At 45.6% G+C, this 13,270-nt stretch carries 18 protein-coding genes and 1 pseudogene; all 19 read right to left on the bottom strand.

The genetic code is table 11. The annotated features are described in order from the left end of the window. Window positions 1–41 precede the first annotated feature (41 nt). Window positions 42–353, bottom strand: coding sequence for an NADH-quinone oxidoreductase subunit NuoK (nuoK, locus tag LH47_RS09780; RefSeq protein ID WP_009361911.1), 312 nt, complete (start codon window positions 351–353; stop codon window positions 42–44). Further along, complete coding sequence (locus LH47_RS09775; RefSeq protein WP_043966988.1) at window positions 350–859, bottom strand: NADH-quinone oxidoreductase subunit J; 510 nt, start codon at window positions 857–859, stop codon at window positions 350–352. Before LH47_RS09775 ends, nuoK begins: the two co-directional genes overlap by 4 nt. Continuing rightward, entirely contained in the window at window positions 856–1,275 is a 420-nt protein-coding gene (gene nuoI / locus LH47_RS09770; protein ID WP_003396988.1) for an NADH-quinone oxidoreductase subunit NuoI, read from the bottom strand. The genes LH47_RS09775 and nuoI overlap by 4 nt, the downstream gene beginning before the upstream one ends. A gap of 21 nt (window positions 1,276–1,296) precedes the next feature. Continuing rightward, window positions 1,297–2,298: an NADH-quinone oxidoreductase subunit NuoH gene (gene nuoH, locus LH47_RS09765; RefSeq protein WP_043967017.1), complete on the bottom strand. Its 1,002-nt coding sequence runs from the start codon at window positions 2,296–2,298 to the stop codon at window positions 1,297–1,299. Further along, entirely contained in the window at window positions 2,298–3,398 is a 1,101-nt protein-coding gene (locus LH47_RS09760; protein ID WP_009361914.1) for an NADH-quinone oxidoreductase subunit D, read from the bottom strand. Before LH47_RS09760 ends, nuoH begins: the two co-directional genes overlap by 1 nt. A 3-nt stretch (window positions 3,399–3,401) precedes the next feature. After that, window positions 3,402–4,691 (bottom strand): NADH-quinone oxidoreductase subunit C, encoded by a 1,290-nt coding sequence (locus LH47_RS09755; RefSeq protein ID WP_043966986.1) that lies wholly within the window; start codon window positions 4,689–4,691, stop codon window positions 3,402–3,404. Beyond that, a complete protein-coding gene (locus tag LH47_RS09750) occupies window positions 4,692–5,204 on the bottom strand; it encodes a NuoB/complex I 20 kDa subunit family protein (protein ID WP_006319894.1) in 513 nt (170 codons plus the stop codon). Next, window positions 5,195–5,593 carry an NADH-quinone oxidoreductase subunit A gene (locus LH47_RS09745; protein WP_043966984.1) on the bottom strand — a complete coding sequence of 133 codons (399 nt, stop codon included), beginning with the start codon at window positions 5,591–5,593 and terminating at the stop codon, window positions 5,195–5,197. Before LH47_RS09745 ends, LH47_RS09750 begins: the two co-directional genes overlap by 10 nt. Window positions 5,594–5,716: 123 nt before the next feature. Continuing rightward, a complete protein-coding gene (locus tag LH47_RS09740; RefSeq protein WP_009360958.1) occupies window positions 5,717–6,121 on the bottom strand; it encodes a F0F1 ATP synthase subunit epsilon in 405 nt (134 codons plus the stop codon). A 24-nt stretch (window positions 6,122–6,145) separates the two neighbouring features. After that, window positions 6,146–7,567 carry a F0F1 ATP synthase subunit beta gene (atpD, locus tag LH47_RS09735; RefSeq protein ID WP_004893005.1) on the bottom strand — a complete coding sequence of 474 codons (1,422 nt, stop codon included), beginning with the start codon at window positions 7,565–7,567 and terminating at the stop codon, window positions 6,146–6,148. A 28-nt stretch (window positions 7,568–7,595) separates the two neighbouring features. Continuing rightward, the gene (locus LH47_RS09730; RefSeq protein WP_009360960.1) at window positions 7,596–8,456 is read right to left on the bottom strand and encodes a F0F1 ATP synthase subunit gamma; all 861 of its coding nucleotides are present in this window, start codon (window positions 8,454–8,456) and stop codon (window positions 7,596–7,598) included. 70 nt (window positions 8,457–8,526) lie between these two features. Continuing rightward, window positions 8,527–10,041 (bottom strand): F0F1 ATP synthase subunit alpha, encoded by a 1,515-nt coding sequence (atpA, locus tag LH47_RS09725; protein ID WP_009360961.1) that lies wholly within the window; start codon window positions 10,039–10,041, stop codon window positions 8,527–8,529. Window positions 10,042–10,065: 24 nt separating this feature from the next. After that, a complete protein-coding gene (locus LH47_RS09720) occupies window positions 10,066–10,602 on the bottom strand; it encodes a F0F1 ATP synthase subunit delta (protein ID WP_043966979.1) in 537 nt (178 codons plus the stop codon). After that, complete coding sequence (gene atpF / locus LH47_RS09715) at window positions 10,599–11,108, bottom strand: F0F1 ATP synthase subunit B (protein WP_009360963.1); 510 nt, start codon at window positions 11,106–11,108, stop codon at window positions 10,599–10,601. The genes LH47_RS09720 and atpF overlap by 4 nt, the downstream gene beginning before the upstream one ends. Before the next feature lie 170 nt (window positions 11,109–11,278). Further along, a complete protein-coding gene (gene atpE / locus LH47_RS09710; RefSeq protein WP_003253662.1) occupies window positions 11,279–11,491 on the bottom strand; it encodes a F0F1 ATP synthase subunit C in 213 nt (70 codons plus the stop codon). A gap of 51 nt (window positions 11,492–11,542) precedes the next feature. Continuing rightward, complete coding sequence (gene atpB, locus LH47_RS09705; protein WP_006319877.1) at window positions 11,543–12,253, bottom strand: F0F1 ATP synthase subunit A; 711 nt, start codon at window positions 12,251–12,253, stop codon at window positions 11,543–11,545. A 6-nt stretch (window positions 12,254–12,259) separates the two neighbouring features. Beyond that, the gene (locus LH47_RS09700) at window positions 12,260–12,637 is read right to left on the bottom strand and encodes an ATP synthase subunit I (protein WP_043966971.1); all 378 of its coding nucleotides are present in this window, start codon (window positions 12,635–12,637) and stop codon (window positions 12,260–12,262) included. Further along, window positions 12,634–12,861, bottom strand: a complete 228-nt coding sequence (locus LH47_RS09695) for an AtpZ/AtpI family protein (protein WP_035049382.1) — start codon at window positions 12,859–12,861, stop codon at window positions 12,634–12,636. Before LH47_RS09695 ends, LH47_RS09700 begins: the two co-directional genes overlap by 4 nt. Window positions 12,862–13,125: 264 nt before the next feature. Next, window positions 13,126–13,270: pseudogene (locus LH47_RS15310) on the bottom strand (UPF0236 family protein); the annotation flags it as partial.

The following is a 13,270-nucleotide window of genomic DNA, read 5'->3' as shown; positions in this document are numbered from 1 at the left end:
TTTCAGGTGCATTTATATGTAACCCCTTTGTTTCCCATCCTTTATCGTTTCATCGAATCGACTTCATCAATATGAATCGTTTTGCGATTGCGGTATAACGCAATTAAAATAGCTAAACCGACTGCTGCTTCCGCTGCGGCAACCGTAATGGTAAAGAGCGAAAATACTTGACCTGTAATGCCTGGATTTACCCCGTATTTGCTAAATGCAACTAAGTTGACGTTCACGGCATTTAACATGAGCTCGATACAAATAAGCACAATGACTGTATTGCGTTTCGTTAACGCTCCGTACAATCCGATGCAAAACAATAAAAGCGCAAATACGAGATAGGCGGATAACGGTACATTCATTCTCCCGCCTCCTTATCATCTTTTTTCGCTAAAATGACGGCGCCAACAAGGGCGACGAGCAATAAAACGGACGCAAGTTCAAACGGAATGACGTACTTCGAATAGAGGGCGATTCCGATTTGTTCCGTATTTTTATCATGAAGTCCAACTGCTTCGCTGCCAAAGTCAAGCGTGCGAATGCCGATGTACATCACCGCACCAAAAGCAACCGTACCGAGTAGGGCGAATGCTTTTCGAAGCGGGCTGCCTGTCGATTGGCCGTCATCTTGGTGGCGCGTAAGCATAATGCCGAACAACATAATAATTGTAATCGCGCCAGAGTAAATGAGCACTTGGACGGCCGCCACAAATTCAGCCGATAAAAGAACGTAAATGCCGGCGATGCTGACGAACGTAAAAACGAGCGCGACGACCATATGAACAACTTTGTTTAAATTTAACATAAATACGCCGCCACCAAGCGCAATGAGCGCAAGAACGAAAAATGCGAGATATTGTCCACTCATGGCTTATTCACCTTCCGCACGTTCGTATCGTTTTCATCAAGCCAAGTTAAATCTTTAAATAATTCATCGCGGCTATATTCCGCTAATTCAAAGTTGTTCGTCATGACAATCGCCTCAGTCGGACATACTTCCGTACATAAATCGCATAAAATGCAAATTTCAAAGTTAATGTCATACGTATCAATAATTTTTCCTTTTTTCGTCGGATCCGGATGTTTTTTGCCCGTCAGCTGAATACAGTCGGTCGGGCAAATGTTTGCGCACTGATTGCAAACGATACATTTTTCCGGATAAAACTTTTGAATGCCGCGAAAGCGATCCGGAAGCGGAAGCGGTTCATTCGGATAATCGTACGTCACTTTTTCTTTTGTTAAGTTTTTGAGCGTATACGCTAATCCTTTCATTAAACCGAGCATTTCTGCCCACCCACCTTTTATTTAAAAAAATAGTTGTTTCACAAGAGCTGTGGCAAAAATATTGACGAGCGCAACAGGCAATAACACTTTCCAACCAAACTCCATCAATTGATCGGCACGCACACGCGGAAACGTAATGCGAAACCAAATGAATAAGAAGACAACAAGACTAAACTTTAACGCAAACCAAACGGCACCTGGAATAAAGCCGAGAAACGGAAGCGGATGCCATCCTCCTAAAAAGAGCACCGTCGTTAATGCTGCCATCGCAAAAAAGTACACGTACTCTGCGAGCATGAAAAACGCCCAACGGAATCCGGAATATTCGACATGGAATCCTGCAACAAGTTCCGATTCTGCTTCCGGCAAGTCAAACGGCGTCCGGTTTAACTCCGCCACAGCGGCGACAAGAAAAACGAGAAAGCCGATCGGTTGAACAACGATAAACCATACATCTTTTTGCGCTTCGACAATATCGTTTAAGTTTAAGCTTCCCGACAACAAAATAACACCAATGACAGACATGACAAGCGGCACTTCGTATGAAATCATTTGCGCAGCTGCGCGCATGCCTCCAAGCAAGGCATATTTGTTGTTCGATGCCCATGCGCCTGTCACCACTCCGATTGTCGTTAATCCGGAAACGGCGATGTAATACAATAGCCCGACGCCAATATCAGCAAATTGCAATGCATCGGTAAACGGGAGTGCGGCAAGCACCATAAACGCAGGGGCAAACGCGATGACCGGTGCTAAAATAAACAACGGGCGATCGGCTGCTTTTGGAATCGTATCTTCTTTTAACAATAGCTTTAGCACGTCAGCCACCGTTTGCAGCAACCCCCAGCGTCCTCCAACTTGGTTCGGACCGATACGGCCTTGCATAAATCCCATCACTTTTCGTTCCGCTAAAATGCCGTACGTGACAAATCCTAATACAACGAGCAATAGTCCAACGCCAATCGCAAAGAAAATGGCAACATTCGTCCAGCTTGGCGTCGACTGCAAAAGTTGTTCCATCATCATCCATCGACCTCCCCAAGCACGATATCAATCGCGCCAAGTATCGCAATTAAATTCGCGATATTTTCCCCTTTTAATAGTTTCGGAAGGATTTGTAAATTATAAAATGACGGTCGACGGAATTTTAAGCGGTACGGCTCTTTTTTCCCGTCGCTCGCAATATAACAACCAATTTCCCCACGCGGCGACTCGATGCGCACATACGCCTCTCCCGGTGGCGCTTTAATAATTTTCGGCACTTTCGCCATAATCTCACCGTCATCTGGAAACTGCTCGCACGCTTGCTCGATAATACGAAGCGATTGCTCAATTTCAGCAAGGCGGCATTCATAGCGCGCAAAACAATCCCCTTCTGTACGTACAGGAACATCGAAATCAAATCGATCATAAATAGAATATGGTTCGTCTTTTCGTAAATCCCATTTCACACCGGTACAACGCAAATTGACGCCGCTTAGCGAATATGCTAACGCCTCTTCTTTCGTGTACTTGCCAACTCCGATGACACGGTTGCGGAAAATTTCATTTCCCGTCACAAGTTCATGGTAGCCTTCTAGCTGTTTACGCATATATGGAACGAACTGTTTTACTTTATCAATCCATCCGTCTGGCGCATCCCATTTCACGCCGCCCACACGCATGTAGTTAAACGTTAAGCGCGCACCTGATAGTTCGTTTAATAGATTAATAATCATTTCCCGCTCACGAAACGCATATAAAAACGGACTGACTGCACCAATATCAAGCAAATACGTCCCCCACCAAACGAGATGGCTCGCAATGCGGCCGAGCTCCATGGCAAGCACGCGTAAATACTCAGCACGCTCCGGCACTTCAATGCCCATCATCGTTTCTACTGCGTGACAAATGACGTAGTTGTTCGTCATCGCTGATAAATAGTCCATGCGATCAGTGTATGGAATGATTTGTGTATACTGCAAATTTTCTGCGATTTTTTCTGTCCCGCGGTGAAGATAACCGATGACAGGAGTCGCTTCCTTAATGATTTCCCCATCGATTTTTAACACGAGACGAAACACGCCGTGTGTGCTCGGATGTTGCGGTCCGACGTTTAAAAGCATCTCCTCTGTTCTCAGCACGCCTTAACCCTCCATATCGTACGGCTCGTAATCTTTCCGAAGCGGATAGCCGACCCAGTTTTCCCCTAAGAAAATGCGAATGAGTTGTGGATGGCCTTCAAAGCGAATGCCAAGCAAATCATACGCCTCACACTCCGGCCAATTTGCTCCTGGCCAAAGCGGAACGAGCGAGTCAATGACCGGTTGATCGCGATCAATTTTTACTTTCAACGCAACGGATTGGCGATTTTTATACGAATATAAGTGCACATATACTTCCATATGCGTTTGAAAGTCCGTTCCGTGCAATTCTGATAAATAATCAAAACTTAGCTGCTCATTATATTTTAAAAACTCAGCCACTTTAAAATATGTATCTTTTTTTACAACGAGCGTCGGCACGTCTTTCGACAAACGATTGATGTAAGCGTTTTCTAATACGTCTTTTCCGAGATGTTCTTCAATGACTTTGACGTATTTGTCGAGATATGGCTGATTTGGTGACGGTTTTTCCTCTTCTTCAGCGACATCTGCACTTTTTGCTTTTGCTGCCGCTGCCGCTTTTGCTTTCGCCGCTGCCGCCGCTTTTTTCTTCGCCAATTCTTCTTCGCTTAATCCCCCTGATTCTGCCGCTTTTTGTTTTGCTAACGCTGCCGCTTTTGCTTTCGCCGCTGCCGCCGCTTTTTTCTTCGCCAATTCTTCTTCGCTTAATCCCCCTGATTCTGCCGCTTTTTGTTTTGCTAACGCTGCCGCTTTCGCTTTCGCCGCTGCCGCCGCTTTTTTCTTCGCCAATTCTTCTTCGCTTAATTCCCCTGACTCCGCCGCTTTTTGTTTTGCTAACGCTGCCGCTTTCGCTTTCGCCGCTGCTGCCGCTTTTTTCTTCGCCAATTCTTCTTCGCTTAATTCCCCTGATTCTGCCGCTTTTTGTTTTGCTAACGCTGCCGCTTTTGCTTTCGCTGCTGCCGCCGCTTTTTTCTTCGCCAATTCTTCTTCGCTTAATCCCCCTGATTCTGCCGCTTTTTGTTTTGCTAACGCTGCCGCTTTTGCTTTCGCTGCTGCCGCCGCTTTTTTCTTCGCCAATTCTTCTTCGCTTAATCCCCCTGATTCTGCCGCTTTTTGTTTTGCTAACGCTGCCGCTTTCGCTTTCGCTGCTGCCGCCGCTTTTTTCTTCGCTAGGGCAAGATCGTCTTCACCTTCGAGCGGAGGCTCAGTTTGTTCCGCTGCTTGCTTCGCCGCAAGTCGCTCTTTCGCTAATTGTTTCGCCCGTTCCGCCGCCTCTTTTTTTAGTTGCTGTAAATCTTTTTCATCACTCATTTACAGCACCTTCTTTCCTGTTTTCGCTTCGTAGCGAATTTTTTCTTTTAGTTTGTTAATGCCATAAATCAATGCAGCTGGATTTGGCGGACAGCCTGGAATATATACGTCAACCGGTACAATTTGATCGACACCTTTTACGACGCAATACGATTTCACATACGGACCGCCTGCTGTCGCACAAGATCCCATCGCAATGACCCATTTCGGTTCAGGCATTTGATCGTATAAACGCCGAACAATTGGCGCCATTTTTTTCGTCACCGTTCCTGAAACGATCATGACGTCTGATTGACGAGGGGATGTACGGAAAAAAGAACCAAAACGATCTAAATCGTAATGCGAAGAGCCAACCCCCATCATTTCAATCGCACAACAGGCAAGACCGAACGTGAGCGGCCATAACGAGTTGCTGCGCGCCCATGCTTTGAGCTGTTCTAACGTCGTTAAAAAAACGTTGCGACGCATTTCTTCCATTTCTTGATCTGATACGTTCAATAATTTTACATCCATTTTAACACCTTCTTCTTCCAAGCATACAGAAGTCCAATCAACAACATGACGACGAAAATGAGCATTTCAATGAGCGCAAATGCACCAAGCTTTTCAAACGCCACCGCCCACGGATATAAAAATACAGTCTCTACGTCAAAAATGACGAACAGTAACGCAAAAATATAATACCGTATGTTAAACTGCACGCGTGAATCGTGGAACGGATCTAATCCGCTTTCGTACGTTGTTTGTTTCGCTGCATTTGGCGCATGCGGACGAAGAAAACGCCCTGCCGTAAGCGCAACGATTGGAAGTAAAATGCCTAAACAAAGAAACACAAAGACGACTACATAACTGTTTACATAAACATTCAACGATGTCCCACCCCTTTGTGACTTTATACACATTTTTCGAAAACGTCATACTATTACGACTGTAACCGATAACATTATATCACTTCTTCACATATGTGTCGATAAAACTTGTTCCAAAAATAAACAAAAAAACCCTAAGAGACGATGCTCCTAGGGTTAAAAATTGCGATTCGCAACATTTAAACGGTTAATTGCGCGACGTAAAGCTAATTCCGCCCGTTTATGATCAATATCATCTTGTTTCGCTTGCAAGCGGCGTTCAGCCCGCTCTTTCGCCGCTTTTGCGCGCGCAACGTCAATATTTTCTGCTCGTTCTGCTGCTTGCGCTAAAATCGTCACACGATCAGGGCGAACTTCTAAAAAGCCGCCGCTCACCGCCACAAGTTCAGTCGCGTTTCCTTTTTTTAAACGAACCGCGCCAATTTCTAGCGGTGCGACCATCGGAATGTGCCCTGGCAACACGCCGAGTTCGCCGCTTTGCGCTTTAGCGCTTACCATTTCCACATCCGCTTCATACACTGGGCCGTCCGGAGTTACGACACTGACTTTAATCGTCTTCATGAAAAAATCCTCCTCGGTCCCTTATTAAACTTCTACGCCCATTTTTCTCGCTTTTTCAATTACTTCTTCAATGCGGCCAACTAAGCGGAACGCATCTTCTGGAAGATGGTCATATTTTCCTTCCAAAATTTCTTTAAAGCCACGAACTGTCTCTTTTACAGGAACGTATGAACCTGGTTGCCCTGTAAACTGTTCAGCGACGTGGAAGTTTTGTGATAAGAAGAACTGAATGCGACGAGCGCGATGAACGACAAGTTTATCTTCTTCTGAAAGCTCATCCATACCAAGGATCGCGATAATGTCTTGTAATTCTTTATAGCGTTGCAACGTTTGTTGCACTTTGCGCGCCACTTGGTAATGCTCTTCTCCAACAATTTCTGGTGAAAGCGCACGAGATGTCGATGCAAGCGGGTCTACCGCTGGGTAAATACCCATCTCTGATAATTTACGCTCTAAGTTTGTTGTCGCATCTAAGTGCGCAAACGTTGTCGCTGGTGCTGGGTCAGTGTAGTCGTCCGCTGGAACGTAAATCGCTTGGATCGACGTAACCGAACCGACAGCTGTTGATGTAATACGCTCTTGTAATTGACCCATTTCTGTCGCAAGTGTTGGTTGGTAACCTACCGCTGAAGGCATGCGTCCTAGTAGGGCGGAAACTTCTGAACCTGCTTGCGTGAAACGGAAAATGTTGTCGATGAAGAACAATACGTCTTGTCCTTGCTCATCACGGAAATATTCCGCCATTGTTAATCCTGTTAACGCAACGCGCATACGTGCTCCAGGTGGCTCGTTCATCTGACCGAATACCATCGCTGTTTTGTTAATAACGCCAGAGTCTTTCATTTCATGGTACAAGTCATTTCCTTCGCGCGTACGCTCACCAACGCCGGCGAATACGGAAATACCACCGTGCTCTTGCGCGATGTTGTTAATTAACTCTTGGATTAAAACCGTTTTTCCTACCCCTGCACCACCGAACAAGCCGATTTTTCCACCTTTAATATAAGGGGCAAGAAGGTCTACAACTTTAATTCCTGTTTCAAGAATTTCAACTTGTGTGGAAAGTTGTTCGAATTTTGGTGCTGGACGGTGAATTGCATCGCGACGAGCGTCTGCTGGAATTTCTTCTCCTAAGTCAATCGGCTCTCCTAATACGTTAAATACGCGTCCGAGCGTGACTTCACCGACAGGAACAGAAATCGGTGCTCCCGTATCGATGACTTCCATTCCACGCACTAATCCGTCAGTCGTTGACATCGCAATAGTGCGCACTGTGTCATCCCCAAGGTGAAGGGCTACTTCTAACGTTAAGTCGATATCGACTTCTTTTTCGTTACGCGCTTTATGTTTAATTTTTAGGGCGTTGTAAATCGCAGGTAAGTGTCCGTCTTCGAACTTTACGTCTACAACAGGACCCATAACTTGAATAACGCGTCCTTTTGCCATCGTTTTCCCTCCTAACTAACTGCTTAAGCTATTGCAAGGCGTTCGCTCCGGCCACAATCTCTGTAATTTCTTGCGTAATTGCAGCTTGACGGGCGCGGTTGTAAGAAAGCGTAAGTGTCCGAATCAATTCTTTTGCATTGTCTGTTGCGTTTTTCATCGCTGTCATCCGCGCAGCATGCTCGCTCGCTTTCGCATCGAGCAACGCGCCATAAATTAAGCTTTCAGCGTATTGCGGCAACAACACTTCTAAAATTTCTTCTTGTGACGGTTCAAATTCATAAGTTGTTAACTTTTTCTCCGACGCTAAATCAGTTAACGGCAACAGCTTTTTCTCCGTCACATCTTGTTGGATGGCGCTGACGAAATGATTGTAAAACATATACAACTCATCAAACGTACCATCTGCGAACATGTTCACCGTTTTGTTCGCAATTTCTTTAATGTCCGCAAACGTTGGTTGATCTGGCAAACCGGTAATATGTAAAGCTACCGGAATGTTGCGGCGTTTAAAGAAATTTAAGCCGACGCGACCGATCGCAATAATCGCATATTCTTCTGTCGAACGGTGACGTTCTTGAATCGTTTGAAAAACGGTACGAAGCACGTTGCTGTTGTAGGCGCCAGCTAAGCCACGGTCAGATGTAATCACTAAATATCCCGTCTTTTTTACTGGGCGCTTCACAAGCATCGGATGAGAAGCGTCGTTGCTTCCGAGCGCAACGCTCGCTACGACCTCTTGAATTTTTTCCATATACGGCGTAAACGATCTTGCATTATGTTCCGCACGGTTTAATTTTGATGCCGAGACCATTTCCATCGCTTTTGTAATTTGGCTCGTCTTCTTTGTCGTGTTAATGCGCGCTTTTATATCGCGTAACGATGCTCCCAAAGGTTTCACCACCTTTTTCGCTCAATTGTTGAAAGGGGACGGAACAGCTCGGCTGTTCCGCTCACTTTTCTTACTCCGATACAACAAACGTCTTTTTGAACGCTTCAATCGCTTTGTTGAAGTCTTCTTCGTTTGGAAGATCGCCTGTTGTGCGAATGTGTTCCATCAGTTTTTGACCGTTTTCGTCTTTGTCTAACCATGCATGGAACTCTTTTTCAAAGCGGCGAATGTCTTCTACTGGAATGTCATCTAAAAAGCCGCGTGTTAATGCGTAAATAATCGCTACTTGTTTTTCAACTGGTAGCGGCTCATGTAAGCCTTGTTTTAACACTTCAACTGTGCGCGCACCGCGAGCAAGTTTCGCTTGTGTCGCTTTATCAAGGTCCGAACCGAACTGCGCGAACGCCTCTAACTCGCGGTATGCCGCTAAGTCAAGACGCAACGTACCAGATACTTTTTTCATCGCTTTAATTTGTGCTGCCCCACCGACGCGCGATACAGAAAGACCGGCGTTAATCGCTGGACGCACACCCGAGAAGAACAAATCAGACTGCAAGAAAATTTGTCCGTCTGTAATGGAAATGACGTTCGTTGGAATGTATGCTGAAATGTCGCCCGCTTGTGTTTCAACGAACGGCAACGCTGTTAATGAACCTGCACCTTTTGCATCGCTTAATTTTGCTGCGCGCTCAAGCAAGCGAGAATGCAAGTAGAATACGTCACCCGGATACGCTTCACGGCCTGGCGGACGGCGTAATAATAACGAAAGCTCACGATAAGCTGCCGCTTGTTTTGATAAGTCATCATATACAACAAGAACGTGTTGTCCTTTGTACATGAAGTATTCGCCCATCGTTACGCCCGCATATGGTGCTAAGAATAAAAGCGGAGCTGGCTGTGACGCAGACGCTGTAACGACGATTGTGTAATCTAATGCACCGTATTTACGCAACGTTTCAACGACGTTACGAACTGTTGATTCTTTTTGTCCGATCGCCACATAAATACAAATCATGTTTTTCCCTTTTTGGTTAATGATTGTATCTACTGCAACGGACGTTTTCCCTGTTTGACGGTCTCCGATAATTAACTCACGTTGACCGCGACCAATTGGCACAAGCGCGTCAATCGCCTTAATTCCCGTTTGTAGTGGCTCATGGACAGATTTACGGTCCATAACGCCAGGCGCCGGGCTTTCAATTGGACGAGTTTCTGTCGTCTCAATTGGGCCAAGTCCGTCGACTGGTTGACCTAATGGATTCACCACGCGACCGATTAACGCTTCACCTACTGGCACTTCCATGATGCGACCTGTACGACGTACTTCGTCGCCTTCTTTAATGCCTGTGTACGGTCCTAAAATAACGATACCGACGTTGTTTTCTTCTAAGTTTAGCGCCAATCCCATGACGCCGTTGGCAAACTCAACAAGCTCTCCTGACATGACGTTGTCGAGGCCATGAGCACGAGCGATTCCGTCACCAACTTGAATGACTGTACCGACATCGCTCACTTCGATTTCAGACTGATAGTTTTCAATTTGCTTTTTTATCAGCGCGCTAATTTCTTCCGCTTTGATGCTCATGCATTTCACCCCTATCTATGAATGTTAGCGAGTTAACTGTCGCTGTAATCTTGCTAATTTTCCGCTGACGCTTCCGTCAAAAATGCGGTTTCCGATGCGCACTTTGACGCCGCCGATCACATCTTTATCAACGACGTTTGTAACGCGAAGCGCGTCGACGCCAACTTTTTTCGCAAACACGTCTGCAAGCGCATTCGTTTCGTCTTCCGTTAACGGACGAGCCGAATAAACGATCGCCTCAGCTACACCGCGCGCTTCATTTGCTAGCGCAATAAACGCATCTGCCAGCTCGTTCACGATGTCGATGCGATGGCGATCTAAAAGCAACATGAGCGTATGTTGCAATACCGTCGAAATGTTCGCAAACGCTTCTTGGACGAGCGCTTTCTTTTTCGTTAGCGCAATTTTTGGATGGTTTAGCACAGAAAGAAGCGCTTCATTTTGTGCAAACACTTGTTTGACGACGCGAAGTTCTTGTTCGAGCTGATCAAGAAGCTGCTGTTCTTTCGCAATTTCAAAAAGTGCCGACGCATATCGTTTCGCTACGACTTGTTTGTTCATCGGCTTTCTCCTACCTCTTGAATGTACTCGCTAATCAGCTTCGCTTGATCTTGTTCGCTCAACTCTTTTTCAATGACTTTTGATGCAATAAGTACAGATAAAGAAGCCACTTGTTGACGCAACGCTGCCATCGCCTGTTCTTTTTCTTGGGCGATTTCTTTTTTCGCTGCCTCTTTCAAGCGCTCTGCTTCTTGACGAGCGGCTTGAATGATTTGCTCTTTTTGCTCTTCACCAAGCTTGCGAGCTTCTTCAATCAGCGCTTGCGCCTCTTGGCGTGACTTTTTCATTAATTCACGTTGCTCTTCTGCAAGCTTTTTCGCTTCTTGATGATGCTTTTCTGCTTGCTCAATTTCGTTCGCAATATGCTCTTCGCGCTGTTTCATGACGCCCATTAATGGACCGAACGCATATTTGCGAAGCAAAAACATAAGCAATAGGAACATGACTAATTGGAATGCGATATCGCCGCCGTTGAACCCATGTCCACCAGCGCCTAATACAAACATGTTTACCACCGCGCGTTTCACTCCCTTCAAAAATCGCCCGAATACTAGTCGGAACGTGTGCGTACGAACATAAAGGAATGGCGAAGGTTCTCATGGAATGATCTTCGCCATTGTTGAACGAGTTTCGTTTCCGTATGCAGTTACCGCTCGTTTCGAACGAGCGCTCAGTTTTAACGACCTTGAACCATGAACGCGATAACGACCGCGATGATCGGAATCGCCTCGACTAACGCTACCCCGATAAACATTGTTGTTTGTAACATACCGCGCGCCTCTGGTTGACGTGCAATTCCCTCTACTGTACGAGATACGATTAAACCGTTACCAATACCAGCACCAAGTGCCGCTAAACCAATTGCAATTGCAGCTGCTAATACACCCATTTGAAAAGTCCTCCTTCAATTTTTTATGTTGAAATGAATGTGTATTAAAAATTAATGGTCATGACTCACTTTGTGCGCCATATAAACCATTGTTAACATCGTGAAAATAAACGCTTGGATGGCGCCGACGAAAATACTAAATCCTTGCCATGCAATCGTTGGAATGATCGCCGCAATCGTTCCGCCGACTCCTGTCGCTAAACTTCCCGCTAAGAGCGCCAACAAAATTTCACCCGCAAAAATGTTTCCGTATAGACGGAGACCGAGCGTTAATGTATTCGCAAATTCTTCAATAATTTTTAATGGGAACAAAATTGGCATCGGGCTAACGAATCCTTTTGCATATTCTTTAAACCCGTTAAGCTTAATGCCATAGTAATGCGATAGCGCGACAACCATCGTCGCCAACGTCAACGTCACGACTGGATCTGCTGTCGGTGATTTCCACCATAGCTTATTGTCGATGACGACTGAAAACGGCAGACCGAGCATGTTCGCTACAAAAATGTACATGATGAGCGTCATGCCAAGCATATGAAAGCGTCCACCTGTTTTCCAATCCATGTTGCTTTTAATAATTCCTTTGACAAAATCCATAACCCATTCAAGAAAGTTTTGCATTCCTGTTGGCTTCATCGCTAAGTTGCGCGTAGCTAATACGGCAATGACAAAGACGATGACGGATGTAACCGTAATCATTAATACGTTGGCTAAGTTAAATGTTAAGCCAAACAGCGTGTATAAAGGAGCTTCGTGATGCATCTGTACTCACCTCTCTTCCCCTTTTGTTTTTTGGAAAAAGAAATCTATTATAATGACAACATAAGATGTCATTAATCCCAATACGATCCACCCGACAGAAAACTGTTCAGGCCAACGAAAAGCAATAAATACGGCAAGCACTGCCGCTGCCATACGCGACATCATGCCAAGCGAGCGCGCTTTTTGTCCAGACGCAACCGCTTGTCCAAGCCGCTCCACTTTCCGCACCATCGTCCAACCGTTATATAGGCTGATAACCGTCCCGAGAAGCAAACTTGAAAACGCTTGCTCATAAGGCGTAAATGCCCAGCCTAACACGTAAATCGACAACAAATATAGTATGTATGATTTGTGACGGCGCCAATGTTGCTGTAACTCGTTCATTTTTCCTCTCCTGAAAAAAATGAGCGAATGAGGCGAATCATCGCATAAACACCAGCCGCTAATCCGAGAAGTAAACCGACAATTAAAAAAAGCGGTTCGGTACCAAAACGCTCGTCGACAAAACGCCCTCCAAAAATCCCAACTAAAACGGAACCGACAAGTTGAGAGGAGATGGCCGTCATCAAACCGATCGCTCGAAACGGATGGCGCTCATGTTGTCGCATACGAAAGCCTCACTTTTCATTTTCAGAATTTACTGTATTTTTAAAAAGGTTATCCTTATCCCTTTGTAAGCATACAATAGTGAAAACGCGATGTCAATGCGTTCGGTCACAAAGAGTCAGTCAAGACTTTGTGGAGAACATTTTTTCGGTTCACTACGGGTGTTGTCAATCACTAGTTAGCGAACCATTTTCAGGAATTGATATCGTAAGCGCTTTTGGACTCTCATCCCTCATCTTGAAGTGATGATATTGTATTCCATTTTTTTACACCCAACCAAAATCCCGAAGCGCCGACAACGCTTGATGGATCGGCGTCCCGGATGACCGCTGCAGACACGGTAGATTCTGACGCACCACATCTGCCCACAACCGTCCTGCCTTCCGTTTGGCCTGTTCAACCCGCTTGGAC

Source organism: Anoxybacillus thermarum (assembly GCF_000836725.1).
Taxonomy (GTDB): Bacteria; Bacillota; Bacilli; order Bacillales; family Anoxybacillaceae; genus Anoxybacillus; species Anoxybacillus thermarum.
Note: the sequence above shows the minus strand (reverse complement) of the source record. Positions and strands in the feature narration are given on the sequence as shown.

Coding starts and splice junctions, on each gene's coding strand:
- nuoK (WP_009361911.1), bottom strand. CDS start 353: ATGAATGTACCGTTATCCGCCTATCTCGTATTTGCGCTTTTATTGTTT.
- LH47_RS09775 (WP_043966988.1), bottom strand. CDS start 859: ATGAGTGGACAATATCTCGCATTTTTCGTTCTTGCGCTCATTGCGCTT.
- nuoI (WP_003396988.1), bottom strand. CDS start 1,275: ATGCTCGGTTTAATGAAAGGATTAGCGTATACGCTCAAAAACTTAACA.
- nuoH (WP_043967017.1), bottom strand. CDS start 2,298: ATGATGGAACAACTTTTGCAGTCGACGCCAAGCTGGACGAATGTTGCC.
- LH47_RS09755 (WP_043966986.1), bottom strand. CDS start 4,691: ATGAGTGATGAAAAAGATTTACAGCAACTAAAAAAAGAGGCGGCGGAA.
- LH47_RS09750 (WP_006319894.1), bottom strand. CDS start 5,204: ATGGATGTAAAATTATTGAACGTATCAGATCAAGAAATGGAAGAAATG.
- LH47_RS09745 (WP_043966984.1), bottom strand. CDS start 5,593: ATGTGTATAAAGTCACAAAGGGGTGGGACATCGTTGAATGTTTATGTA.
- LH47_RS09740 (WP_009360958.1), bottom strand. CDS start 6,121: ATGAAGACGATTAAAGTCAGTGTCGTAACTCCGGACGGCCCAGTGTAT.
- atpD (WP_004893005.1), bottom strand. CDS start 7,567: ATGGCAAAAGGACGCGTTATTCAAGTTATGGGTCCTGTTGTAGACGTA.
- atpA (WP_009360961.1), bottom strand. CDS start 10,041: ATGAGCATCAAAGCGGAAGAAATTAGCGCGCTGATAAAAAAGCAAATT.
- LH47_RS09720 (WP_043966979.1), bottom strand. CDS start 10,602: ATGAACAAACAAGTCGTAGCGAAACGATATGCGTCGGCACTTTTTGAA.
- atpF (WP_009360963.1), bottom strand. CDS start 11,108: ATGTTTGTATTAGGCGCTGGTGGACATGGGTTCAACGGCGGCGATATC.
- atpE (WP_003253662.1), bottom strand. CDS start 11,491: ATGGGTGTATTAGCAGCTGCAATTGCAATTGGTTTAGCGGCACTTGGT.
- atpB (WP_006319877.1), bottom strand. CDS start 12,253: ATGCATCACGAAGCTCCTTTATACACGCTGTTTGGCTTAACATTTAAC.
- LH47_RS09700 (WP_043966971.1), bottom strand. CDS start 12,637: ATGAACGAGTTACAGCAACATTGGCGCCGTCACAAATCATACATACTA.
- LH47_RS09695 (WP_035049382.1), bottom strand. CDS start 12,861: ATGCGACAACATGAGCGCCATCCGTTTCGAGCGATCGGTTTGATGACG.